This is a genomic window from Embleya sp. NPDC055664 (assembly GCF_053618075.1).
The window spans coordinates 20495-44653 of record NZ_JBSHGZ010000056.1; the positions used below are offsets into that span (position 1 = coordinate 20495).

Below are 24159 nucleotides of genomic sequence, written 5' to 3' on the forward strand. Positions count from 1 at the left end.
TTGTCCCTGGCGGAGGGAGACGGATCGCGGGGGGTCCTCGTCACGGGCGTGACGAGGACCCGCCTGCCATGCGCGGGCTCCGGCCGGCCGGACCTGCCGCAGAACGTGTGCTTCACGAGGGGAATATCCGGAGAACGAACGCGGCCACTGCGCCCGGTGGTTCGCTCGGGCCCGGCGCGCGGTCCCACCAGCCGCAGGGGCGGGCCCGGGGCGGCGGCAACCCGCCCGACGGCTGCGCCCGTCCGGCCGGAGCGAAGTCGCCAGAGCAGCCCTCGGGCCGGAGGGATCCGTAGTAGCGTTCCAGCCGAGGGCCACGCTCGGTCGCCGAGTACTCACCACGGCGGCCGTCGGCGGGGCCCGTCGGCTTGAACGGTTGCCTCGGTCAGGCGTGTTGGGGGACACATGGCGACGACGTCGCGTTTCACGGCAGCGAAGGCCCGCCCGTTACCCGTGCTCGTCCTGGCGGATGTCAGCGGCAGCATGAACGAACCCGCGGACAAGATCAACGTACTCAACGATTGTGTTCGGCGCATGCTCGACGACTTCGGGAAAGCCGACATCGGGCGCGGTGCCATCCACGTCGGCGTGATCGCCTTCAGCGGAGCCGGCGCGTACCTGCACCAGGAACTCGTGCCGGCGACCCAGGCGGCCTGGACGGACATGGACGCCCAGGGTGGTACGCCGCTCGGGGCCGCCCTGTCGCTCGCCCACGACCTGCTCGATGACGAATCGGTCGTCCCGGCCCGAGCCTTCGCTCCCACCCTGGTCCTGGTCTCCGACGGCAGGCCCACCGACGAGTGGGAGGAGGCACTCGATCGACTGCTCACCTCCCGCAAGGGGTCCCGTGCCCATCGGCTCGCGGTCGCCATCGGTCCCGACATGACCGAGGAGGCGAAGGCCGTGCTGCGCCGGTTCGTCGACGACGAGGCCGGCGGCGTGTTCGAGGCACACGACGTGACGCGCCTTCAGCAGTACTTCCGCTGGGTCACCATCACCGTCACCCAACAGGCCCAGAGCACCCGCCCGGACCGGACACCGGTGCTGAGCCCCGACGACCTGTCCGACTTCGGCGCCTGAGCCCGAAAGCCGGCGCTGCGGGAGGAGACGATCGGTGTCGACGCGCTGGGATCTCGTCGGCGTGCTGCGTCCCGTGGAGGACGAATACCACCAACTGTGGCCGCTTTCCCACACCATCGGTTCCGGCGGTCAGGGAGAGGTGTGGCTGGCTCGTGGCGGACGCACCGCCATCAAGATCCTCACGGCCTCGACCCAGGCCGAAGCTGCGGCCGTACACGCCCGGTTGCGGCGTATCCAGCGCCTCCCACTGGACGACATCCCGCTGGCCGGCGTGCTCGCGCTGCTCGCATCACCCAAGCTCGGGTACGTCATGGAACTCGTCGACGAGATGGTCGCGCTCGACGCTCTGTGCGTCCCCGACGGGGACGACCTGGCGGCCTGGTACCTGCGCACCGGCGGTTTGGACCGACGACTGCGCCTGTTGGCCCGACTCGCGGATGCCCTCAGCCGACTCCACGCTCGCGCCATCGTCTACCAGGATCTGTCCCCGTCGAACGTCCTGGTCTCCGCGGATCCCCGGCGGGAGGAGATCCGGCTGATCGACGTGGACAACCTCGGCTTGGTCTCCACCGTCGGATCCGCCCCGATCCATACCCCGGGCTACGGCGCCCCAGAGATCGTTTCCGGTCGAAGCGGGGCGACGACGCTCGCGGACGCCCACGCTCTCGGCGTTTTGGTCTTCGAGGTCCTGACGGCCGGTCATCCGTTCCGCGGCGACCACGTGTCGGACGCCGAGCCCGAATATCAACGGGAGTACGCCGACCGGTTCCGACTGCCGTGGATCGACCACCCCACGGACCGGACCAACGAGTGCAGCACCGGCATCGCCCCGCGCGAGGAACTGCTTTCCACCCGGCTGTGGGAATTGTCGTCCCGGTGTTTCGTGGAGGGGGTGGCGGACCCGACGGTTCGCCCGACCGCGGACAGATGGGCCACGGCACTGCACTCGGCCGCGGCGCAGACCGTGCGATGCCCGCAATGCCACTGGACCCACAGAGCCGTCGCACCTTCCTGCATCAATTGCCGACGGCCTCGCGACGCCGTTTGGATGCTGCGGCACGGGCTGTTCGGCCCGGTCGGCCTGGAGCCGACGAACCTGGCGGCGGGCGACGACACGCCCGGAACCGGGTTGTCCGAGGTACCTCTGCCCGACTTCACCGTGCTGCGCCCCGGCGCGGACACCGTGCTCACCGCTCGACACACCTCCCCGGCGCCGGAACAACCGGACGCGGCGGTCGCGCGGATACGGTTCGACGGCCGCACCGCCACGCTGCTCAACCTGCGAGACAACAGCCTCTGGCTCGATCACCACGACGGTCGACGATGGCGCGAGATCGGTCTCGGGAGCCAGGTCACGGCACCCGTCGGTGATCGCGGCCGGAGCTGGACCCTGCACTTCGGTCCGAAGGACGCCATTCACCGGTGGGTACGCCTGATGGTCCTCGAGGCGCCGGGATGAGCGCCGGGTCCGGGCGGCCGAGGATGCCGGACCGCATGCCGGGACCGGCGATCCTGGTATCCCTGCTGTGGCAGCGCGTTCCGCAGGCCCTCGTGGGTCGAAAACTCTCCGACGGTACCGAGATTCGCCTGCACCACCGGCCCACCGGTCACCTCGACCTGACCACCGACACCGGCACCTACGGGGTCCGGGCGGCCGGTGCCGAGGATCGGCGCAAGCTCGACGAGATCCGGGCCGTCGGCCCCAGTTGTGTGGTGGTGCTCGCTCATCCGGTCACGCCGCGCCCACCCGGGGCCGGGTCGCAAGGCGCCGCCGAGCCGTTCACCGTTCGAGTCCACACCTACGCACCCGCCGTCGGCCTCGCGGCGCTGCTCGGCGCGGGACTACAGCTGGACGTGGACGACACCGTGCTGGAGGACGTCGCGAAATACGCGGACCGAGGGGACACCGTCGATATCGCCTCCGTCATGGCGTTCCTCACTCGCGAACTGCTCCTGTCGCCGCGTGCGGGAGCCGCCGTGGACGCCTGGCGGATGGTGACGTCGGCAGGACCCGGCGGAAACCTCGCCAAGGGGTTCAGAGTGCACGGGCCGGGGCTGATGGCCGACGTCGAGAAGCACGACGCGGGGTACCGGATCGTGCGTCTGCTGGGTGCGGTGCACGATCGGGGCACGGATCACAAGGCGCTGGCGGTCGGGGCCATCGGGTTTCGGGACATGACGGCCAGGCAGCGCGACCGCGAACTGATCCAGCGTGGACTGGACCTCGTGGCCGGGCAGAACAGCTACCTGGCCATGTGGGACCGGTACCAGGAACTGGAGGCTCGGCACATCCGCCGGCGGATCGGCGCTTTCGGGGCGATCCGCTACGACGGGATCAAGGTCGAGTCGGACGGTCGCATCGCGTTCACCGTGCAGATGAGCAGGGCACTGCCGCGAACCCGGGCGGCCCTCGAGAACGCTGCGACGGTCGAACGGATCGAGCTCGAGGCGGCGGCGGAGGTTCCGCTCTCGGCGACCGACACCGCCATGACCGATCGGGAGTGGCTGGTCGAGTCTCGGCTTCTTCGCGGCCGGGCGTGGGTCGGCGAGCCACTCGGGTACGACGGCGCGACCGGGATCCTTCGGCTCGCGGGAACGCTCAACGACCAGCGCGATCCGCCCGCCAAGGGGTGGCTCTACGTTGCGCACCGCGGCGATCAGCGCAGGTTGGACCGGCGCGAGAAGGCGATGCAGAAGCTGCGCACGGACGGTGCGCACATCCCCGCCCTGCCCACCCTGCTGGAAGGTGGCGCCTGGCCGCAGCCGCCCACCCGACGGATCACCCGACTCTCCGACGCCGCGTTGGCCTGCTTCGCGCCACACGGCCCGACACCTGCCCAACGCGAGGCCGTGTTGATCGCGCTCAACACGCCCGACCTGGCGATCATTCTCGGGCCTCCCGGAACCGGCAAGACGCAGGTGATCGCCGCCGTCGTCAATCAACTCGGCGACCTGGCCCAGGGCGGGGACGTCGCGGGAAGTGTCCTGCTGACCAGCTTTCAGCACGCCGCGGTGGACCATCTCGTCACCCGGGGACGGGTGTTCGGCCTTCCACCGTTGAAGGTGGACTCGCGCGGCCGAGGGAGCACGGTCGCGATGGACACCTGGCGCATCGAGGCGGCCCGCGCCGTCGATGCGCGGCTGCGGGAACGGCCGGTCGGTCGACACCTGGCCGCCCGTCGGCTCGCCGTCGAGTTGGCGGCCGCGTACCGTGTCGCACCGGCACCTCCCGAGTATCTGCCCCGTTTCCTCGACCGGGTCATCGCCGAACTCGCCGAGGACGCGGATCCGTCGCTGATCCGAGAGCTGCGGGCGCGGCGGGAGACGGCACAGCATCACCTCGACCGGGCGGGCGTGGTCGCGGACCCGGAGACCAGGGCGGAACTCCTCCCGTATGTGCGGGCGCTCCGCTGCACGTCGACGGCATTCGAGGACGACGGGCCGCGCACGGCACGCGCGTTGCTGCTTCGACTCGACATCGCCGACAGTGCCCTGCTGGACGGGGTCTCCTACGCCGAGCCGCTGCGGGCCGCCGCGCGGGCAACCCGGGCGACCGACGAAGTACTTGCTCCGTTGGGCGAGTTGCGCGACACGTTGCTCGACCGCATCACCGCGAAGGTGCGACTGCCGGAGGTCGCCGTCGCCGATCCCGCCGTGGTCGATCTCCTCGACCGCCTCGCCGCGCAGCTCGCCGAGGCGGTGACGCGGTCGCCGGACGCCGTCGCGGCGGCACTGCTCGACTACCGCGACGACCTCCGCAGCGACCCGGAGGGGGTGGACGCCACCCTGCGCGCCTACACCGTTTCGTTGGCCTCCACGTGCCAGCAGGCGGTGTCCAAGGCCATGGCCGACGTCGGCCGCCCGGACGGGTCCTTCGATGCGGTCATCGTCGACGAGGCCGCTCGGGCGAATCCGCTGGACCTGCTGATCCCCCTCGCCCAGGCGCGCCGGCGCATCGTCCTGGTGGGCGACCACCATCAGCTTCCGCACATGCTCGAACCGGACGTGGAGCAGGAACTCGGCTCACTGGGCGACGATGTACGAGAGCGCCTCCAGGAGAGTCTCTTTCAACGCCTGGCCCGACAGTGGGAGCGCCACTCACCGGACGGGCACACGCGCTTCGCGCGTCTGGACACCCAGTTCCGGATGCATCCCGTCCTCGGCGCGTTCGTCGGCGACATGTTCTACGACGGAAAGTTGCGCAGCGGGCGGGACGCGTCCGGCTTCGCGCACGGTATCGCCCGGTACGGGGAGGTGCCCGCGGTATGGCTCCCGGTACCGTCGGCCGCGGGCGCGGAGATCCGGCAGGGCACGAGTGTGGCGCGCAGGGCCGAGGCGAAGGTGATCGCCTCGGAGATCGCCGCGTTGATCAGGCAGCACCCGCAGTTGACGTTCGGGGTGGTCGCCTTCTACGCGGCCCAGGTTGCCGAGATCTGGACACAGTTGAAGCGGGCGGAGCTTGCCGAATACACCGACAACGACGGCTGGCGGCCGATTCCGGAGCTGTGCCGCGACCACGACGGGGCACCCCTGGATCGGCTGCGGGTGGGTACCGTCGACGCCTTCCAGGGAGCGGAGTTCTCCGTCACCTACCTGTCGATCGTGCGCAGCGCGTCGCCCGCGGCCCGCGGCGACGTCAGGCGTGCCTACGGACACTTGGTCGTCTCGAATCGGCTGTGTGTGGCGATGAGTCGCCAACAGCGACTGCTGGTCGTGGTCGGCGACGACGACATGTTCGGGCCCGACGCTCCTCCGGAGCTGAAGCCGCTGAAGAGGTTCCTGGCCCTGTGTCGTGAGGGGGTGAACGGCCGTGTCGTTCGACCGTAGGACGCCGCTGTTCCAATTGGCCCACCCGCCTCGGACGCGCCACAAATCGGTGCTGTTGCCGGTCTGGGTGCACCAGGTGACGGCGCCGACGGGCTACTCCCGGACGCTGGACGTCTTTCAGACGGTGGTGCTGCGGCTGTGCGCGGCGGGGACGCGCGACCTCGACGAGTTGTCCCGCCGGATCGGCCTGGACGCGACACTGTGCCGGGCGGTCGTCGCCCGACTGGTGGAGGGCGATCTGGTACGAGCGGATCTGAGCCTTACCGAGACGGGGCGCGCCACCGTCGCGACGGGCGAGGTCGCGGAGAGCGATCCCCGGCTGTTGCGGGTGTTTCAGGACGCCAAAACGGGAGCCCTGCTGCCGCGGATCCTCATCGCCGACCCGGTACGCGCGGACGTGCGTGAGCGCCGCGGCCGATGGGTCACGATCCAGTTCGGCACCGCGGGCGCCTCCCGAGAGGGCAGCGCGCTCGCGCTGCGTGGCGGCGGCCCACCGACATCCCCGACGGAGCGCGATGTGCTGGAGGCATGCCGCGGGCACGACATGGCGGCTCGGAGCATTCGTGGCGACCCCCGCGACGCGCGCCGTACGGCTCTGGCGGCCCGGCGCGTCGTGTTCCACGGTTCGCCCCATCCCGCCTACCTGGTGTGTTACTGCGTCGAGAACGACGACGGTTCCGGGCGCACGTGGAGCGCGGACGATCCGTTCGCGGTGGGAGACGGACGGGTCTTCGCCGACCTGTTGGCGGGTCGACTTGAACAGGACGAGCAACTGGCCGGTGTGGTGGAAGCCCTGACCGGCCGGCGGCGTCGCGATCGTGCGGAGACGGCCCGCCGCATCGACCGGGAGTTGGCCGCGGACGCCCGTGCGGACGTGGTGCGCGTTCTGGGCGAAGGCATACGTGAGCATGCCGATGTCTTCGATCATCTCGCGAACATCGAGGTGGCGATCGTCATGGACACGGCCAGAGAGCGAGGGAACGCGGCCCTCAGCGCGATCCGGGTCTTCGAGTGCCTGCTGCCCGGACTCAACGAGAAGTTCCCGCCGGCACTTCCCCCTTCGGGCGTTCCGGGGGTACGAGAGCGGGAGTTCGTGCTGATCGCGTATCGGCTGGGGGCCCTTTCCGTGCCCCCGGAGATGTGCAGGAACTGCGGCTCACCGAAGTCGAACCTGGCAGGGGAGATCATCAGGGCCGTATGGGCGGCCGGCGGCAACGCAGGGCACCCCATGGCCGCGTTCATCCGGCACCGACCCACCTTGCTGGAGGACCTCGATCGGTCGCGGATCCTGCGCAACAGGGCGGCGCACGCGTCCATGGATGCGCCGGCTCCCGAGGAGTTGGAAGTCATCCGCACTCTCGTATACGAGGCCGCGCGCCATCTACTGGGTCTGACGGATCGGTGACAGCAAGGGCGTGAGGCGAGGTCATGGCGAAGAAACCGAACACCAGGCGGGACCGGTCCGGGCGGGCCCCGGGCAAGGCACAGGTGTGGCCGGGGCAGCAGGACGCGGCTCGACGTCGTGCGGTCACGTCACCGCACGACGTCGACGAGGTCGACGACGCCGGCCGTGACGACGAGGTGACGCGCGTGGAACCCCCGACGGCGAGCACGCTGCTCGCGGAGATTCGCCGGATGGCGGACGACGCCCGGATGACCCCGGTCGCCGACGACGAGCCGGATCCCGGCGGGCCGGCCGAACTGGAGCAGGCTTGGCGGCTCTACCGGGCGCTCGTCGCACGCCAACGCGAGACCCTGGACGCGTTGACGGCCGAGGGCGAGCGGGTGAGCGCCGAGCACGCGGCGTTGCAGGCGGCGACCGCGGCACTGCGCGAGGAACGCGAGATGTTCGACGACCGGGTGCGAGTGTTGGGTCGGCGGGAGGAGGAACTGGCCGATCGGGAACAGGCCGCCGAACAGCGCTTCGACGAACTCCGTTTGGAAGAGGGGCGGAAACTGAACGCATGGCTGGCCGAGCGGCGTCGCGAGGCGGTCGAGACATGGGAGGCGGACCGCGCCGCGTGGCAGGAACGCTGGACCGAGACGCAACGCCGGCTGTCCCAGGCCCAGACGGTCCTGGACCGCCGGGAGGGCGAACTGGCGCAACGCGAACGGGACCTCACGACGGAGCGGTCCCGGCTCGACGAGGAGCGGGACGACGTGGCCGCCCTGGCGGCCGCGCTCGCGGAACAGCGGCGTACCCGCGCCGCCCGCTTCGAGCGGGAGGTGGCGGAACGCGTCAGCGGGTTCGTGCAGGAGATGGGCGACCCGCAGGGCCGCATCGAACGGCTCACGCAGGAGACGGAGCAACTCCGCGCGCGGCTGCGCGAATACGAGACCTCGTCGGCCGCCCTCGGTGACCTGAGTCCGGAGCAGGCGGCGGCACGTATCAGGGAACTGCGGGCGGAAGTCGCCCTGCTGACGGAGGATCGTGCCTTCGCCCCGAACACGGACTCTCGTCTGGTCGGGCAGCTTCGCGAACGGATCCGAGTGCTCAACGAGGAGAAAGAGGAACTCGTCAGTCTCCGAGGTGAATTGGAGTCCGCGCTACAACGTGATCGGATCGCGGTCAACGAACGTGAGAACTATCTGGAAGTCAACAACTGGCTCCATGCGGCCAACAGTCAATTACGCCAAATCCTCGGCGAGGAGGCGGCGAAACTCAAGGCCACCGCCGAGGCCGGCCGGGAGGTACACGCCTTTCCGGCCTGCTCGCTCATGGACCGGGATTTTGCCCGCCCCCGGCCGGTGGATCCGCATCCGCCACGTCTGTCCGAACTGGCGGAACGTTTGCAGACGGTGATCCGCGCAGGCACGGGCCTCTCCTACGGCCTCCCGGATCTACGCCTGGTTCTCGCGGGGCTGGCGATGAGTCGCCTGCATGTCTTCCAGGGGATCAGCGGCATCGGCAAGACCGGGCTCGGGTGCGCCCTGGCCACCGGCTTCGGCAGCCCCGACAGCGTGGCCGTCGTGCCCGTGCAGTCCGGCTGGCGGGATCCGCAGGACCTCATGGGCTACTACAACAGCTTCGACCGCATGTTCTACGAGTCGGAATTCACCAAGGCCCTCTACCTCGCCGGGTGCCCGGCATACCGCGACCGCCCGTTCTTCATCGTGCTCGACGAGATGAACCTCTCGCATCCCGAGCAGTACTTCAGCGGTGTGCTCTCGGCCCTCGCCCTCGAGGGCAAACCCAGATTGGCGCTGACCACGATGCCGGTCGACAACGCGCCGCAACTCTTCCTGGGCGGGACACATATCGCGATACCCGACAACGTGTGGTTCATCGGGACCGCGAACCACGACGAGACCACCGTCGGTTTCGCCGCGAAGACCTACGACCGATCCTTCGTCCTGGAACTGCCCTGGCAACATCCGGAACTGCCGGAGAGCACACCCGACCCGGCGGAACCCCTCGCCCATCTAGGACTCGCGCAAGCCTTCGCCCAGGCGCGGTCCGCCCACGCGGCCGAGGCCGAGGGCATCATCGCGTTCCTGGACAAGGCCTGGCGGCGGCGATTCGCCGAGGAACTCGGGATCGGCTGGGGCAACCGACTCGAACGGCAGATCCGGGCCTTCGCGCCGGTACTGATCGCCGCCGGCGGGACCCGCGGCGCCGCCTTGGACCATCTGCTCGCCACGCGCATCCTGCGTCCCCTGCGCGGACGTTACGACATCGATGCGGACAGACTCGATGCCGTTCGCAGTGAACTCGCGGACAGCCTGCTGCTGTTCGACCCGAATCACGAACCCGTCGCGACAGTCAGGCTGTTGGACGACGAGATGCGATCCCAGGGCCGCCGGTGAGATGGGACGCGGCCGAACCCGATCTCGACTCGCTCCTCGTTCGTCATCTGTCGGCGTTGTCGACGCGCCTTGCCGCGGACACCGGCGGCGCTCTCGACGACTGGCTCGCGATGCCGCCGATCGTCCTCGGTGTCTCCGCCGAGACCGACCCCCTGCCACTGGAGGAGGCATTCGAGTGGGCTTCGGGCGCACTGCGCACCGTGTGCCATCGCCCGTACACACGACTGCGTTCGGTCGAGGAGGTCCTGCCGGTGTCGCGCGTGCGCGCGGTCGCCGCCGGTGCGGTGGCGTATCTGGCCGCGCACCCGCAGGACTGGGCCGCGCACACGATGGCCGGGGTCCGACCGAGGCGCCTGTCGGCCCGACGGAGCGAGGAGGACGCCGACATCTACGAAAACCGCGTTGCGGTGGCCGTCCTGCTCCTGATGCGGACGCATCTGCGGCGGCGGATCGCCGGCCTGCGGGCGGTGAGCCGGATGGAGAGCGATGTGCACGGCCTCCTCAACGGCTCGGAGGAGACCACCTGGCGGACCCGTAGAGATCTGACGCAACTGCTCGGAAACGTCGGAGAACTCGCCGGGCACCCAACGGCCACGCAGGTGCGCCTGCGAAAGATCGAGGCCGCCCTCACGTCCGTGCAGATCATGCTGGAGTCCCCCTTGGTCAAAGCCGTCGGGCATCGCCACGCCCCGGCCCGCGAACTGCACCCCACCAACCTTCTCGTGAGCGACGCCTCCTATCGCAGGGTCGCGGAACTGTGGCGAGCGTGCACCAAAGCCGAGACGCCCGGGATCGATGCCGGGGAGAACGAACGGCGGCAGCGCGAGACCCGGGCGGCCTTCGAACGTTTCACCGGCCTGCTGTTGTTGTCGGCGTGCACGATCTTCCGGGCGATTCCCGACCGTGACCAGCCCGCTCCCGCACCCGGTCGGGCCACTCGGTTCCAATGGTGTGGAGTTTCGCTGACGGTCACCTGGTTACCTGCGGGCGACTTCCTCGTTCACTGGCGGGAGCAGCGGGTACTGCGCGTCATACCGACGATGACCGACCTCTGCTCGGCTCCCGACGCGGCTTCGGTCGGCGCGGCGCTCGTCGACCTGCGCCGGGAGCACGTGTCCGCACAGGAGGAGAGCGGGAGGGTCCTGGTGGTCTACCCCGGTGCACTCGACACGCGTCGAGACGCGATCCCCGCCGTCGTGGACGCCGCGTACCGGATCGGACACGACAGCGGCCCGGCCGCGGCGCCGGGCATCGACGTGGCGCCCCTGTCGCCCCTGGAGATCTTCAGCGTCAGCCGGCTCGTACGGGCCCTGTACTGGGCGACCCTCGGTGCCGACGCACGCCGCTATCCCCACCTCGTCTCCACGACGGCCGGCGAACGCTCGATGCTCGCCGCGTGCGAATGGCTCGAACCCCGCGCCGACGCCGTCGCGGTGGTGCGCGCCCCCTCGCCGAAGGAATGGGAACGGGTGTCCACGCTGCTCAGGCAGGCTCGGCCGGACCGCGCCGGGGGCAAGCCCACCGGGCGTGAGCCGGGCCGAGCGACGGAGTTGTACGCCTTGCTCGAATCGGCGGTCCGAGCGACGAGACTTCTCCAGGTGTGTCCGATCTGTCCCAAGACCGCCACCCGCCGCCCGACCACGTTCGTCCCTCGCGAGCCCGGCATGTTCGCCGCCTCGTGCTCCTCCTGCGGCACACGATGGGAACTGCGTCGTTGTCCCGCCTGCGCCGAGACCTTTCCGGTGTTGTCTCCCGACGGGCAGATCGTCACCGGCGGCTCGGAATCCGACCTCGATCGCCACCTGGGCGGCGTGTTCCTGGCCATGCCCTGCTGGGCGCGGGGCCGCTCGGGCGCCGCGTTGTGCCCCGCGTGCGGCAGCTGCGGCCGGGCGACCCGCGACGCTTCCTGCCCCCGCGCATGCCACGAACCCGGCATCGCGCCGGCCGTCGGGTATGACTCGTGACACATTGCCTGCCGAGTGGCGGCGTTCATTCCGAGGGGTTCGACGATTCGGTCCGAAGGCCCGCCGGATACGAAATGAAGTATTAGCCTGAGTTTCGGGTGCAAGCTCCTTTACTGTGAACGATCGCCGACGCGCTCGCTCGTTCGCCGACCCACCGGGGGAATTCGTGGCCGATCTCCGTACCCTGCTCAGGGCGGGCGATGCCGGTAATCGCCGCCGCGTCCTGCAGGCCCTGATGATCCGCGGCGGGAACCAGACCGACGTGGCGAAGTACGCCGGCATCGCGGCGGCGACGGCGGGCAACATCCTCAACGCCCTCGAGGGTGAGCGGGTGGTGCGGCGCCAGGCGTCCGGACGCGAGCAGCAGGTGAGCCTGCAACCGCTGACCGGTGTCGCGGTGGGCATCGAACTCGGCTTCCAACGCACGTCGGTGGTGGCCCGGCGCGTCGACAGCCCGCACCTGGCGCCGGTCGGCAGACAGGACGACGTGGGCGCCAGGCACGGTGTCCAGGCCTGGTCGAACGCGGTGTTCGCGGCGGTGACCGGTCTTGCGGAGGAACTGGGCGAATCACTCGACGACATGGCGACGGTCGGGCTGGCCGTCCCGGGCGCGGTCGATCCGCGCTCCGGGCTGCTGACCCCTCCGGTGTTCCCGCTGTGGCGCGATCAGCCGGAGCCGCGCGCCGAGTTGGAGCGGCTGCTGCGCGACAAGGCACGTCCCGGCACGCTGCGCGGCGAGTTGCGCGTGGTCATGGACAACGACGGCACGCTGGGCGCGCTCGCGGAGAGCGTGCACTGCCACCCCGACGCGGAGATTCTGCTGTGGATCAAGGGATCGACCGGCGTGGGCGGCGGGTTGGTCGTCGGCGGCCAGGTGATCCGCGGCGGCAGTGGCTCGGCGGCGGAGATCGGGCACATCGTCGTCGATCCGGACGGCGATTACTGCCAGTGCGGCGGACGCGGCTGTCTGGAAACCCTGATCGGGGCGAACACGCTGATCCGCAACGTGCGTTCGGGCCTCGGGCAACTGCCCGTCGCCGCGCAGCCGACCGACCTCTACCAGATCGCCGACAAGGCCCGCGCCGGCAACCAGGTGTGCCTGCGGGTCCTGCGCGAGGCGGCGTTCCACCTCGGCCTCGTCCTCGGCAACGTCTGCAACGTACTCAACCCGAGTCTCGTCCTGCTCGGTGGGGCGCTGGGCTCCGCGCACGACCTGATCCTGGCGGATTGCCGGACCGCGATCGACCGCACCGCGCTCGCCGCGGTCCGCCTCGACGCCTCCCGTCCCGAACTGGTGGGCCCCGGCGATCCGGAGGCGAAACACCCGCGCTTCCGCCTGGAGCCGAGCCGGCTCCCCGACGCCATCGCCCGCGGTGCGCTCATCCTGGGCATTCAGGGCGCGGGTTTCGCCGAAAACCGTTGATAGTGCGGCGGATTACGTTTCAGGATGGGCGTTGTCGCCCGTCCGTGGTGTTCGATTCGTTCATTCCGGAAGGTTCCCGTCGGGGTCCGACACCCCTGATTTCCGGGTCTTGTCGAGGCGGGGTCGAAAGTCGACCACCGCTTGTATGGTGGAGAAAACGTTTCGTGGCCGCCGCGGTGACGAGTCGAAGGCAGGGGAGTATGCGCAGGGTTGGCGACGCTCGCATGCCGGAATCACCGGAGGCTTCCTCCGCACCCGAGGCGCCGGAAGCGCCGGAAGCACCCGGATCCCCCGAGGACGTGGTGTCCGCCGACCCCGTGGAGTCCGCCGAAACACCGGCCTTCGGCGACCCCCGAGCCGGTGCGTACCGGCCCCCGATGGTCGTCGCCGTCGGCTCGGTGCGCCGGGCCACCAAGGGCAGTGCCGCGAGCGGCAAGGCGGACGCGAATTCGCAGTTCTACTGGTGAACCCGTCCTCCGCGACGGCACCCGGCCGCGCGCGGCTCGCCGAGGTCGCCGTGGCCCCCGGGTTCGTCGTCGCGATCCGGGAGCAACCTGCACGCTCGCCGGCCGAACCCTCCGCCGACCCCGCGTCGTTGGGCCTGCCCGGTGACCCCGTGTGGTCGGCGTTGCCGGGGCTGCGCGTGTACGGGGCATGGCGGCCGGGGCAGGTGCGCTCGGCGGTGTACCGCGACGTGCGCATGGTGGTACTGGGTCACTGCCTGGCGTCCGACGACCGGCTGGCGCGCGAGCTTCGCGACATGATCGAACACGAGGGGATCCGGGCCGAAGGGATCGAAGGTCGCGAGGGCCGTATGGGTCGCGGGCTCGACCTGCCGGGCGCGTACGTGTGCATCGTGGCCACCCGTGACAGCGTGCGCATCCGATCCGATCTGGCCGGACAGTACCCGGTGTTCGTCTCGCGCGCGGACGGATGGGCGGTCGCCGCGTCGCACGCGCGCCTGCTCGCTCGGCTGCACCGCCGCGAACCCGACGCCGTCACCGCCGCCGCGCGGATCGCCTGCGCGCACGTGCCTCCACTGTGGGCGGACCGATCACCGTTCCACGACATCGCGCGCGTGGCGGGCGGCGCGGTTCTTCGACTACGGCCCGGCATGCCGCCCGTGGTGCGCCGCACCGAGACCCTCTTCGGCATCGACCCCCTCGCGCGCGGCGCGCACACGCTGCACGACGCGCTGACCGCGGCCGTGGCCGCCCGCAGCGCCGCCGGCGCCGTGGCAAGCGACTTCAGCGGCGGACTCGACTCGACGACGCTGGCGTTCCTGGCGGCACGCTTCGGGCAGGGGCCGGTGGCGGCGGTGACATACCACCACCCGGACGCCCCGGCGGGCGACCTGGCCCACGCCCGGCGGTTCGCCCGTCTCGACGACCGGCTGCGTCACATCGTGGTCGAAGGCCGCCACGACACACTGCCGTTCGACCTGGACGCCACCCGGAAACAAGGGACGCACACGGCGCCCATCGGGCGGGCCGACGACGACGACGAACCGGTGCCGGGGATGCTCGCCCGCGGTCGGTCACTGCTGCGCCTGGCCGCCGTCGGCCCGCCGGCCTGCCATCTGACCGGGGAGGGCGGAGACGCCGTGCTGGGTGCGCCCCCCGCGTATCTGGCCCATGTCGCGAGCCGCGGGCATGCGCGTACCTTCGCCCGGCACTGCCTGGCGCAGGCCCGGCGCCACGACGCCTCCGCCGCGGCGTTGGCGGCGCAGGCGCTGCGTACGGCCAGGACACCGGGCGCCGAAGCCCTCGTACACCTCGCCGCGGCGCTGCGGTCGGGGACGATCGCCGAAGGCCCCACCTCGTGGATCGACGGCGTGACGTGGTGGCCGCCGGTCGGCGAGGCGGTGTCGTGGCTGACACCGGCGACGCGTCGCGCGCTCGCGGACCGCGCGGAGCGGGCGGCGTGCGATGGTACCCACCACCTCGACGGCGTCGCGGCGGCCGTGCACGTCGCCGGCGCCGCCGAATTGCGGCATTCCGCGGACGCGCAACGGCACCTGCGGGAACTCGGCCACCGGCACGGCGTCGACGTGCACGCGCCGTTCCTGGACGACCGGGTGGTGCGGGCGTGTCTCGCGGTCGCGCCGGGGGAGCGCGTCGACCCCGCGGGCGGCAAGCCGTTGCTCGCGGCGGCGTTGCGCGGCACGGTTCCGCCCGCCGTGCTCGACCGCCGGTCGAAGGGCGACTACACCCGCGAGGAATACCTGGGCGCGCGGCGGGCCGAGCCGTGGCTACGGGCCTTGTGGGCGGATTCGGCCCTGGCGGACGCAGGCATCGTCGAACCGGCGGCGGTGCTGCGGAGCCTGGCACGGTTCACCGCGGGCGTCGCGGTACCGCTCGGCGCGTTCCGGCAACTCGTGGCCACGGAAGTGTGGTTGCGTGCCCGGCGGGAGGAACGATCGTGAGGATTCCCGCGCACGTGCGCCACGAGACGATGCCCGACGGCGGCGTGGTCGTGCTCGACTGCGCCGACGGCCAGTGGTATGTGTTCAACTCCGGCGCCCGGGACTTCTGGCAGTGCTGGGCGTCCGGACGAAGCCTCGCGCAAAGCGTCGCGGCCGTCGCGGACCGGCACCCGGACCTGCCGCGCGAGCGGATCACCGCGGACGGCATCGCGCTGCTACGCCAGTTGACCGCGCTCGGCCTGGTGGAGGCGGAAGGCGAGGGGCGGTTCGGGTCGCGGTCGACCACCCGGGGGTGGGCCGCCCGGTTCGGGTTCGGCGAAGCCCCCTCGCGGGTGGCGAACCCCTTGCGGAGCGACGGGGCCGGCGCCGTTTCGGGCGCCGATCCGGGCGCCGTTTCGGACGCTGTTCCGGGCGCTGTTTCGGACGCCGGGACCCGCGCACGGCCGATGGCCCGACGGCGCGTGATGTCCCGTCGACACCCGACAGGCCCACGACGCCCGGCCCTCGCCCCACCGGTGGCCCTGCTGGGCGCCGCGCTCGCCGTGCGGCTGCCCTTCGCCGTCGTACACCGCGCGGTGCGCGCGACCCGGGGCCGATGGGCCTCGGCCCCGGAGGACCCGCGTCGGGCCGAGGAATACCTCGCGGCCCTGCGCCACACCGCGCGCCGGTTCCCGGGGCGCGCCGCATGCCTGGAGATCTCGCTGGCCGCCGTCCTGCTGTCCGCCGCACACCGGCGCCGCCTGGACTGGTGCCTGGGCGCAGCACCCGATCCGTTCCGATTCCACGCATGGGTCGCGTGCGACGGCGCCGCGGTCGCCGCCTCGCTCTCCGCGCCGGAGGAGGACGGCGAGCCGCTGCCCTACCACGCGGTCCTGACCGTCTGAACGTCCTTTGATCGCCGCACGGTTCGGATTGGCCGTTCCGCGGGCCAGAGACGCCGTCGACCATCGAATCCGCAGTCCCGCCGAATTCCACCCACCGCGTCCGACCATGTGAAATCCGAAGTCGCTCGGCACGATTTCTCGTGCCCGATCATGCCTACCTCGTACCCGAACGCCGTCCCTACGCTCGCCACACAGGTCGGTACAGCACCGGTTCGCGTACTCGGAGGAGCGAGGACACATGAGCGAGAACAAGCGTGGGCGAGGCCGACGCAAGCCCTGGATCACGATCGCCGTCGAAGCGGATTTCACCATCGGCAGGCGCCAGATCATCCGCGCCGCGAAGATCCTCTGCGGCCTGCTGGTCGCCACCCTGCCCATCCTGCTGCGCGGCCTGGGCCTACTGCCCTGAACCACGCCCCCACCCGTCCGGGCGTCCCTCATCCCAGGCAACATGCGGACGGATCGCCACACGGCGCCCGTCGAGGCCCATCCCCGTCGCGTCGACAGTTGATCGAACGGCAGGGCGAGGGCTGAGACGGTCGAACTCACCGTCCTCCACGACGGATTCGAGCCCGATGGCACCCTCCCGGACATGATCGGCGACACCCCGCCCACCGAGCCCGCCGGCCGACCGACACGCTCCACCCGGTCGGTCGGCCCGTCGGATCGCAATCGGGTGAATACCGGCGTCGGCTGTCGAGGGATCGAGTGAGTGGCGCTATTTGGTGATTATTGTCCAAATATGGGACAGAATGCATACAATCTCGTGGCCTCCGGTTTGAAGATCGACTGGAACCGGATGCCGACCTACAACACGATCATGTCCGTGGCGGCCGGAGCCGGGCTGCTGCTCGTGGTCGCGCTGGGTTGGCAACTCCTCTCACCCGGGCGCCGGATCGTCCCGGAGGCGTGGGCGCTTGCCTTCGGGGCCCTGGCGTTCGTCCTGATCACGACCGGCCTGCACATGACCCTCACCTGGCCGCTGGCCGGTCAGGGATTCCCGTTCGACAACATCGTGTTCGGCGAGCCGTCGCTCGGCTTCGGCGTACTGCTCGCCTGCGCGTCGCTGTACCTCTGGAAACGAGGAGCCGTCCTGGCCGAGGATCCGGACCGGCTGATCCGCACGGCGGGACTGGCGTCGCCCATCTCGGTCTTCGTGTTCGGCATGGGCCTCGCCTGCTTCGGGATCGCGGCGGCGGGCTGGAAGTACACGCTGTTCGCCGCGCCCCCCCGAGGAGCCGATCTCGGGCGAGTTCGCGGATCACCCGATGCTGGAGGCGAGCTTCATCTCCAGCCTGTACGTCCTGGTCGGCATCGGCGCGATCCTGTTCCCGCTCGCTCTGCTCCGCCCGAGGGGCTGGCCGGTACGCGTGGTCGGAGTGGCCTGGACCCTGTCCGGACTGGCCTTCCTGTTCTTCGGCGGGCTGAACTACTTCACCCACATCGGCCTGATCGTCAACACGATGTGACACCCCGGCGGCCCGGCAGCGCCCGGAGGTCGTCCAGGGCTTCGAGGATCCCGTCGCGCGTGTTGCCCGGTCGGGGGCCGGCCGGGCAACACACCGAACTCCCGGCGCCGGCCCGTCGATTGCCGGGTGGCGGTCGGTCGCGCGGTTCGAACGCGCGGTTCGAATCCGGTGAAGCGCCGAGTGGTGGTCGCCACGCGGTGGGTCACAGGGGGATGTGGCGCCGTGGGCTTCGGTTGGTCCGCCGAGGTGGTCGGGTGAGGGTGATTTGGCGCACGAGTTGATGCAGGCACGCGGTTATGGCGATGGCGGGGAGGGCGGCGACGACGATGCCGTGGACGTTCTTGGGTGCGTCGGCGATGGCGAGTGCCATCGACAGTCCGGCGAAGGTGACGGACACGATCCAGGAGTGCGCCGCTCTGTGGTGGTGGAGGCTGGAGCGAAGGATGGACAGGCAGGCCACGATCCAGGGGCCGTGGACGAGGACCGGCCACCAGCGGGCCGCCAGGCCGTGCTCGGTGGCGGCGGCGTGGCGCAGTGGTTCCAAGGTGACGGCCGCGCCGAGGAGGCTGATCGTGGCGACCAGGACGACGATGGCCGCGACCATGGTGTAGCTCAGCCGATCGAGTACCGGTGCGCCGGTGACCGTTTGCCGGGCGGCCTTGGGGGTTGTCGGGGTGCGGCGTCGGTGGGCGGCGGGAGCGCTGTCCCGGCGTGTCGAAGGTCTGTCGGGAAGCCCGTCGGTGATGGTTTTGGGGGTCCCTGGAGCGGGCTGTTGCAGAAGCCGGGCGAGTTCCTTCTCGAATCGCCACTCCTGCGTCGTCTCGGACGAGAAGGGTGGGTCGGGTGGCACGCCCGTGTCGAAGGCCGACCACGCGTCGGGGCGAAGGGGCGGGGTGGCGCCGTCGTGCGAGGTCGGGATGATGGGCGAAGAGGGCAGGTCGTGTCCGATGCCGTCGTACATGTGCCTCGTTCGTTGCTGTGTGCGGTGAGGGCCCGTGCCCGCGACGACTTCGGGGCGTCACGGCCGAAGGTGGACCACGATGTCGTCGAGGCGGCGCGCGAACGTGGCTGCGGTCAAAGCCATGGACAGGGCGAATTGCTCCATGTCGGCGGAGCAGTGCCGAAGTCGAATGCATTCTCCGCCACGCTTGAGGTGCGCGTGTGGCGACCAGCTGAGGAATGTGGCCGCGCGGGGGACCAGTACCCAGTCCCCCAATTGATAGCAGCGCCTGGCGATTGTGAAGGGGGGTGTGAGCGCGGCGGATTCATGAAGGGTCACATTCGATGAAACGACGCTCACCCTCGGAGCGGATGTGCGCCGTCAGAGTGAAATATCTCCGGTACCGCTACGTTTTCGGATGTTGCCTTTTGCATGCATACGGCCACGAGAGGTGTCTCCCATCAGGGAACGGCGTTCCGTTCGAACGGTGTTGTCGGGGCGGAGAGTCGGCCACGATGCGGTGAATCGCGAGGAGGGTGTGATGCTGCGTCGAATCCGCTTCCGCCGGATCCGACATTCCGTCGGCTCGCGAATCGCGGCCGTCGCGGTGATACGCACGCCACAGGCACGCCTGCGCGCGACCCCGGGAGTTCCCGGTGACATGGCCGGCCGCAGCCCGGAGTGTGAGGTCGGCGAGCCTTCGCGGCGTCACGGACGACGGTCGCGCTCGTGCGAGACCGCACACGTTCCGTCCTCGACGGTGTGCTCTCCACGCAAAGATGAGTCGCCCTACATCCGCCCGGTGGATATCGCCTCGACGGCACGCGCATGGGAGGCGGCGCATGGCGACGTCGCGAGTCGGCTTCCGCTCGCGGTCCCATGTCCCCGGCCCGTGCCCGGTGAATTCCGGGTGGTCCTGTCCCCCTTTCGGATTTCCTCGATCGCGAATCCTTCGGACGTCGGTGATCGTTCGTGACGGTTCGTCGGTGTCCCGCGTATACAACTGCGGGATTTCGACTCGGTAGCTTGGTGCCTGCCCGAGAGCAGGGTCGGTCGGCGACGTCGGTACACGGTGGTGACCGCCGCCGCGGAGCATGCTACTGGGAATGTCCCCTCGACAGCATAAGGCTCGTTATGTTTCACGCTTCTGGCGTATTGCACCCGGCGGGAGCGGCCCCGGTGTCGACATGTTCGTCTCGTAGGGACTCACCAATTCGGTCACCCACAAGGTGGTACAGGCGGATGGATGGCAACCGCCCGTTCGGCAAGAATGCACGAACTCGCCCAACGCGCACGCACGAATGGATTCTCGACGGTGGGCGGGGGCGGCGATGGCGCGGACAGCGGCGATCTTTTCGCCCGGGAACGGGCGTGACCGCGAGCAGGCGTTCCAGCCGGCTTCGACACGGTGACGGTGACAGGACGATGATGCGGATGACGGTGCCCCGCCGGGTGACGATGGCTGCGGTCCACCGAGGCAGGTGGGGGAAAGGAACGCCGGATGCGATATGTCGATCTCGACGCGACGTCGGGGGGACTCGGCGGGGTCATCAGCCCGACCGACTACCTGGAACGACTCCCCTCGTTCGTCGAGGCCCTACCGGCCGGAGCCCGTGCGTTCGCGACGGACGCTGAGCACTACGACTTCCACGGCAGACGATGCGTAAAAGACCTGAGCCTCGAACTCGTGCGACGCTGCGACCCGAGCGGCGGGGAAGGCACCGAGGTCGAACTCCGCTTCCGGCACAACTGCCGGAAGCACGACGAGGACCTGATCATTCGCTACACGGGTGTCTCCGCCTTCGAAGTGGACGCTCCCAGCGGCCGCGAGTGGACGAACCTCGAAACCGTGATCCTGGACGAGATCCTGCCGCACGCACACGGGTGCACCCACGAGATCGCATTCCGTCCGGGCACGCTCACCGTGACCTGCAGCGACCTGACGGCCACGTGGGTGGACACCCATTGCCCGGACAAGACGCCGTAGGACCACGACCACGCGATGGTGACTCGGTGACCACGCGATGGTGACTCGGTCGAGGCCGGTGACCGGCGGACGGTCGACGGTGTCAGGGGTGGTGGCCCGCCCACGTACTCCGTCGGGAACAGGGCGGCGAGTGCCCGCCGTTCAGGGTGTACACGTGTCCCGGTGAGCCGGCGGCGGCAGTCGTGGGCCGACGCTATTGGCCGCCGAGCCATAGGTCGGGGCCGAAGACCTCGTAGTGGATGTCGGCCGCGGGGACGCCGCGTTCGATGAGCCGGGCGCGTATCGCGCGCATGAAGGGAAGTGGGCCGCACAGATAGGCGCGCGCGGCGGTCGGGATGGCGACGTCCGTCAGGTCCATGCGTCCCGCCCGGGCCTCGGACGTACCCTCCGGGTCGGGCGATTCGTACCAGAAGTGCGTTGCTGACCGGGCCAGTTCGGCGGCCAGTCGGGTGTGTCGTGCGCGCAGGGCGTGTTCGGCGGGAGAGCGGTCGGCGTGCAGTACGGTGACGGGTCCGGCGTGATCGACGCTCACGAGGTGGTCGAGCATCGCCACCATCGGGGTGCAGCCGATGCCGGCCGAGATCAGCAGCAGCGGCGCGTCGGCGTCGATGGACGGCACGTCGCCGTACGGGGCGGACAGGGTCAGTCGCGAGCCCTCCCGCACGTGCGCGTGCAGGTGGTTGGACACCTCTCCGTCGGGCGTGCCGTGCACTCGCTTGACGGTGATCGACAGGGTCTCGGCGGGCGCCGCGGACAGGCTGTACTGCCTGATCTGCCGCGCGCCGTCGACGAGTTCGACCCGAACGGAGACGTACTGGCCCGGCCGGAAGCGCGGTGCGTCCGCGCCGTCGACCGGTCGCAGCCGAAACGTGGCGACGTCGGCGGTCTCGCGTGAACGCTCCACGACCTCCCAGTCGCGCCAGGTGCTTCCGTCGACGGCGCCGGCCTCGGCGTACAGGCGCGCCTCGACGGCGATCAGGGCGTTGGCCATCAGCCAGTAGACCTCGTCCCACGCGCGGGCGACGTCGGGTGTGACGGCCTCGCCGAGCACATCCACGATCGCCGCGAACAGGTGGGTGTGGACGACGACGTACTGGTCACGGGTGACACCGAGCGACGCGTGCTTGTGGGCGATGCGGGCGATCAGGGCGTCGGGGCGAACCTGTGGGTGCTCGACGAGCGCGGTGGCGAACGCGGCGATCGAACCGGCCAGCGCCTGCTTTTGCGAACCGTCCGCCTGGTTGCCGCGGTTGAACACGTCGCGGAGGAGTTCGGGGTGGGCCGCGAACAACTTCTTGTAGAAGAGGTCGGTGATGTCGCCGATGGCCGCGCCGATCGTCGGGAGCGTGGCGCAGACGGTTTTTGTGGCCTGCTCGGACAACATGACGACTCCTAATTGGTATATCAGATGCGTATTAAAGGGCGAGAGAGGCGAGAGGGGTGCGACAGGGGTGCGAAGCGAAGGGTCGGGTCGGGAGGAATCAGCCGGACCCGGTGGGCGCTCGGGTGATCATGCCGATCAGCGTCGGGCCGGTGGGTGAGGAGATCAGGTCGGCGAGGGTGATCGGGTCGAGCGAGGCGTAGAACGCCTCCTGCGCACGCCGAAGCGCCCCGCGCAGACGGCAGTTCGCGGCGAGCGGACACGGCGAGTCGCCCTCGCAGGCGACCACGTCGCCGGCTCCCTCCAGTTCTCGGACCAGCGTCCCCATGGACGCGGACGCGGCGCCCGGGCCCAGGCTCAGGCCGCCGCCACGACCGCGTCGCGCCTCGACCAGGCCGAGATGCTGGAGGCGCGCGACCGCCTTGGCCGTGTGGGTGTACGGGATGTCGATCGCCTCGGCCACCCGCCGGGTGGTCAGGGACTCGTCCCGGGTGGCCGCGAGACACATCAGTGTCCGCAGCGCCACATCGGTGAACATGGCCAGTCGCATGTGGGGCACGCTATTTAATACGCATCGTGAATGCAAGTTAAAGTCCCCGGGGGCCACCCCGACCGGGCGGCGCGGATCGAGGTCGCGCGTAACCACCGCGCATCATTCGCGGGCGACCGCGACGACGATGGCGATCACCACGGCCAGGACCGCGAGCAGCAGCAGGGTGTAGACCACGAGCACGGTCAGTGCGGTACCGGCCTTGGCCGCGGCCCGCCAACCGGTCGCGGACAGGCCCGCGAACCTGCGTGCGATGTCGACGGGTTCGCCGGGCCGACGGTCGTGCCGGTGGCCCGACCCGCCGGACCCATCGGCGAGCCCGTCGCCGGGATGTCCTTGGGGTGCCGGTCCGGGCGCGGTGTGATCGACTCGGGTGGCGGCGGGTTGCGCCGGCGAGGTCGGCCGCGGCGGCGCCGTGACGATTGTTGGGTGAGCGAAGTGCGGTTCGGCTGCTGCGAGTTGGCGACCCTCGCGTTCGTACGCGTCGATCAGTACGCGCCAGCCGTCGGGGATCCGTAGATCGGCGGCGTTCGGCAGGCCCGGCGACCGCCCCGACTCGGTGAATGCGCCGAGCAGATCCGCGGTCCGTGGCCGGTCGTCCGGTTCGAGGGCGAGGCAGGGGAGGATCAACTCGCGGAGTCCGGAGGGCAGATCGGCCGGATCGACCTGGGCGCGGGCGACCAGGGCCAGCAGCCGCAGGTCGTTGCCCGTTTCCGGGTACGGCGGACGCCCGACGGCGAGGTGGAAGAGCGTGGCCCCCAGCGAGTAGACGTCCGACGCCGCAGTGGACGGCTCGCCCCGAGCCTGTTCGGGGGAGGTGAACGCGATGGTGCCCAGGGTCAGGTGGGTCCGGGTGACGTCCGCGGCGTGCGAGATGCCGAAGTCGATCAACTGCAGCCCGGTGTTCGGCAGCAGCATGTTCTGCGGCTTGAGGTCACGATGCACGATGCCCCCCTCGTGCAGATCCAGCAATACCGCGGCACAACTCGCGCCCAGTCGACGCACGCACGCCTCGTCGGCGGTGCCCCGGGAGGCGACGAGTTCGGCCAGCGAGGGAGCCGGGATGTACCGGATCGCCATCCACGGACGGGCCGCCTCGGGGTCGGCGGCCAGGACCCGCGCCGTGTGTTCACCGCGTACGCGCCGCGCGAGCCCGACCTCGCGCGCGAACCGGCGACGCTCGACCTCGCCGACTCCGCCCCGGGCGAGCAGGGTCTTGACGGCGGCCAGACTGCCGTCCGCGGTCGAGCGAGCCAGGTACAGGCGACCCATGCCACCGGAGGCGAGTCGGCCGATCAGGTGGTAGTCGCCGAGGCGGTCCGGGTCGTCGCGGCTCAGCGGGTCGAGGCGGATCGCGGTGGGGGGCGGGGTGCCCGGGGCATCCGGGGCGATCGGGGTGTTCATCGCAGGCCGTTCATCGGGTGC

General features: G+C 70.4%; 17 protein-coding genes and 1 pseudogene. 14 read left to right on the forward strand and 4 right to left on the reverse strand.

All coding sequences use genetic code 11. The features are described from left to right. The first annotated feature begins 402 nt into the window (after positions 1-402). The 13 genes and pseudogenes from ACWGR4_RS45465 (at position 403) to ACWGR4_RS45525 (ending at position 17876) form a co-directional block, all read left to right on the forward strand. Positions 403-1077: a vWA domain-containing protein gene (locus ACWGR4_RS45465; RefSeq protein WP_452132015.1), complete on the forward strand. Its 675-nt coding sequence runs from the start codon at positions 403-405 to the stop codon at positions 1075-1077. Positions 1078-1111: 34 nt separating this feature from the next. Continuing rightward, complete coding sequence (locus ACWGR4_RS45470) at positions 1112-2536, forward strand: protein kinase domain-containing protein (protein WP_452132014.1); 1425 nt, start codon at positions 1112-1114, stop codon at positions 2534-2536. 35 nt (positions 2537-2571) lie between these two features. Continuing rightward, positions 2572-5904 (forward strand): DEAD/DEAH box helicase, encoded by a 3333-nt coding sequence (locus ACWGR4_RS45475; protein ID WP_452132013.1) that lies wholly within the window; start codon positions 2572-2574, stop codon positions 5902-5904. Beyond that, positions 5888-7309, forward strand: coding sequence for a hypothetical protein (locus ACWGR4_RS45480; protein WP_452132012.1), 1422 nt, complete (start codon positions 5888-5890; stop codon positions 7307-7309). The genes ACWGR4_RS45475 and ACWGR4_RS45480 overlap by 17 nt, the downstream gene beginning before the upstream one ends. Positions 7310-7332: 23 nt before the next feature. After that, positions 7333-9711, forward strand: a complete 2379-nt coding sequence (locus tag ACWGR4_RS45485) for a hypothetical protein (RefSeq protein ID WP_452132011.1) — start codon at positions 7333-7335, stop codon at positions 9709-9711. Continuing rightward, entirely contained in the window at positions 9708-11675 is a 1968-nt protein-coding gene (locus tag ACWGR4_RS45490; RefSeq protein ID WP_452132010.1) for a DUF2357 domain-containing protein, read from the forward strand. Before ACWGR4_RS45485 ends, ACWGR4_RS45490 begins: the two co-directional genes overlap by 4 nt. Positions 11676-11841: 166 nt before the next feature. Beyond that, complete coding sequence (locus ACWGR4_RS45495; protein WP_380010514.1) at positions 11842-13098, forward strand: ROK family transcriptional regulator; 1257 nt, start codon at positions 11842-11844, stop codon at positions 13096-13098. A gap of 224 nt (positions 13099-13322) precedes the next feature. Further along, the gene (locus ACWGR4_RS45500) at positions 13323-13565 is read left to right on the forward strand and encodes a lasso RiPP family leader peptide-containing protein (RefSeq protein ID WP_452132009.1); all 243 of its coding nucleotides are present in this window, start codon (positions 13323-13325) and stop codon (positions 13563-13565) included. Next, on the forward strand, positions 13562-15523 hold the full coding sequence (locus ACWGR4_RS45505; protein WP_452132008.1) for an asparagine synthase-related protein: 1962 nt from the start codon (positions 13562-13564) through the stop codon (positions 15521-15523). The genes ACWGR4_RS45500 and ACWGR4_RS45505 overlap by 4 nt, the downstream gene beginning before the upstream one ends. Further along, positions 15520-16407, forward strand: coding sequence for a lasso peptide biosynthesis B2 protein (locus ACWGR4_RS45510; protein WP_452132007.1), 888 nt, complete (start codon positions 15520-15522; stop codon positions 16405-16407). Before ACWGR4_RS45505 ends, ACWGR4_RS45510 begins: the two co-directional genes overlap by 4 nt. A gap of 238 nt (positions 16408-16645) precedes the next feature. After that, positions 16646-16816, forward strand: a complete 171-nt coding sequence (locus ACWGR4_RS45515; RefSeq protein WP_380010502.1) for a hypothetical protein — start codon at positions 16646-16648, stop codon at positions 16814-16816. A gap of 411 nt (positions 16817-17227) precedes the next feature. Then, a pseudogene (locus ACWGR4_RS45520) lies at positions 17228-17575 on the forward strand (DUF981 family protein); the annotation flags it as partial. A gap of 100 nt (positions 17576-17675) precedes the next feature. Further along, positions 17676-17876 carry a DUF981 family protein gene (locus tag ACWGR4_RS45525; protein WP_452132006.1) on the forward strand — a complete coding sequence of 67 codons (201 nt, stop codon included), beginning with the start codon at positions 17676-17678 and terminating at the stop codon, positions 17874-17876. Between the two features lie 202 nt (positions 17877-18078). On the opposite strand, the gene ACWGR4_RS45530 is transcribed toward ACWGR4_RS45525, so the two are convergent. Then, positions 18079-18837, reverse strand: coding sequence for a DUF2637 domain-containing protein (locus tag ACWGR4_RS45530; RefSeq protein ID WP_380010496.1), 759 nt, complete (start codon positions 18835-18837; stop codon positions 18079-18081). 1480 nt (positions 18838-20317) lie between these two features. Between ACWGR4_RS45530 and ACWGR4_RS45535 the strand changes: the two genes are divergently transcribed. After that, positions 20318-20803, forward strand: coding sequence for a hypothetical protein (locus ACWGR4_RS45535; RefSeq protein ID WP_452132005.1), 486 nt, complete (start codon positions 20318-20320; stop codon positions 20801-20803). A gap of 193 nt (positions 20804-20996) precedes the next feature. On the opposite strand, the gene ACWGR4_RS45540 is transcribed toward ACWGR4_RS45535, so the two are convergent. From ACWGR4_RS45540 to ACWGR4_RS45550, 3 genes are all read right to left on the reverse strand, one after another. Next, positions 20997-22187, reverse strand: coding sequence for an FAD-binding oxidoreductase (locus ACWGR4_RS45540; protein WP_452132004.1), 1191 nt, complete (start codon positions 22185-22187; stop codon positions 20997-20999). Positions 22188-22284: 97 nt separating this feature from the next. Then, the gene (locus tag ACWGR4_RS45545; protein WP_452132003.1) at positions 22285-22734 is read right to left on the reverse strand and encodes an RrF2 family transcriptional regulator; all 450 of its coding nucleotides are present in this window, start codon (positions 22732-22734) and stop codon (positions 22285-22287) included. A gap of 102 nt (positions 22735-22836) precedes the next feature. After that, complete coding sequence (locus ACWGR4_RS45550) at positions 22837-24138, reverse strand: serine/threonine-protein kinase (protein ID WP_452132002.1); 1302 nt, start codon at positions 24136-24138, stop codon at positions 22837-22839. Between the last annotated feature and the right edge of the window lie 21 nt (positions 24139-24159).

Coding starts and splice junctions, on each gene's coding strand:
- ACWGR4_RS45515 (WP_380010502.1), top strand. CDS start 16,646: ATGAGCGAGAACAAGCGTGGGCGAGGCCGACGCAAGCCCTGGATCACG.
- ACWGR4_RS45540 (WP_452132004.1), bottom strand. CDS start 22,187: ATGTTGTCCGAGCAGGCCACAAAAACCGTCTGCGCCACGCTCCCGACG.
- ACWGR4_RS45465 (WP_452132015.1), top strand. CDS start 403: ATGGCGACGACGTCGCGTTTCACGGCAGCGAAGGCCCGCCCGTTACCC.
- ACWGR4_RS45530 (WP_380010496.1), bottom strand. CDS start 18,837: ATGTACGACGGCATCGGACACGACCTGCCCTCTTCGCCCATCATCCCG.
- ACWGR4_RS45475 (WP_452132013.1), top strand. CDS start 2,572: ATGCCGGGACCGGCGATCCTGGTATCCCTGCTGTGGCAGCGCGTTCCG.
- ACWGR4_RS45535 (WP_452132005.1), top strand. CDS start 20,318: ATGCGATATGTCGATCTCGACGCGACGTCGGGGGGACTCGGCGGGGTC.
- ACWGR4_RS45550 (WP_452132002.1), bottom strand. CDS start 24,138: ATGAACACCCCGATCGCCCCGGATGCCCCGGGCACCCCGCCCCCCACC.
- ACWGR4_RS45545 (WP_452132003.1), bottom strand. CDS start 22,734: ATGCGACTGGCCATGTTCACCGATGTGGCGCTGCGGACACTGATGTGT.
- ACWGR4_RS45500 (WP_452132009.1), top strand. CDS start 13,323: ATGCCGGAATCACCGGAGGCTTCCTCCGCACCCGAGGCGCCGGAAGCG.
- ACWGR4_RS45485 (WP_452132011.1), top strand. CDS start 7,333: ATGGCGAAGAAACCGAACACCAGGCGGGACCGGTCCGGGCGGGCCCCG.
- ACWGR4_RS45525 (WP_452132006.1), top strand. CDS start 17,676: ATGCTGGAGGCGAGCTTCATCTCCAGCCTGTACGTCCTGGTCGGCATC.